A 675-nucleotide genomic window follows, 5' to 3' on the forward strand; every position below is an offset into this window, starting at 1 on the left:
GTAGGCTTTTGGAGCGAAGATAATGCAAACAGCAATTTATCAGCCATCACATTTATGGACGATGGCACCTATGTACAAGTCCAAGTGAATAATAGTTCCTCAGTGAATGACTCAGATGGCGGACTGGAGTGGGGTGAATATAGTATCGATAGTAAGACTGGTAAACTAACCACAACGCAGCTATTTGATGAAAATGGCACGATGGGTTTGTCAGACGATCTCAACTACTTTGCTCGCGTATCTAATGGCAAACTTATCATTGAAGTCGATGAAAACGAAAACGGCAGTATCGATAGCAATGAGCAGTTTAAATTTTCTGAAATCAAACCTAATGGCATCGTAGGATCTTGGGGCTTTGATAACGCTTATGAAGATGAGCTGATCGGTGTGGCATTCTTAGACGATGACCAGTACGTTCATGTACAGGTCGATTCGGATCACTCAGTTGATAACTCTGAAAACGGTCTTGAATGGGGCACTTATGTCATAAACCCGTCCACCAGTCAACTCACAACCAGTCAAACCTTTGATAGTAATGGCGGCAAAGGACTCTCAGAGCCAAGTACCCGTTATGCGCGCGTAACTGACGATGAGAAGCTCATCATCGATGTCGATGATGAGTCCTTTACTTTTTCTAGAACCATGACCAACAGTATGATAAATCCGCAAATGCTT

1 protein-coding gene is annotated in these 675 nt (G+C 43.0%); it reads left to right on the forward strand.

What is annotated here, in order from left to right; translation table 11 throughout:
* Positions 1 to 675, forward strand: a 675-nt coding sequence (locus ACS8FC_RS17950; RefSeq protein WP_439297790.1) for a hypothetical protein, incomplete at both ends; no start/stop codon positions are given.

It is taken from the genome of Psychrobacter sp. 1Y4 (assembly GCF_051847555.1).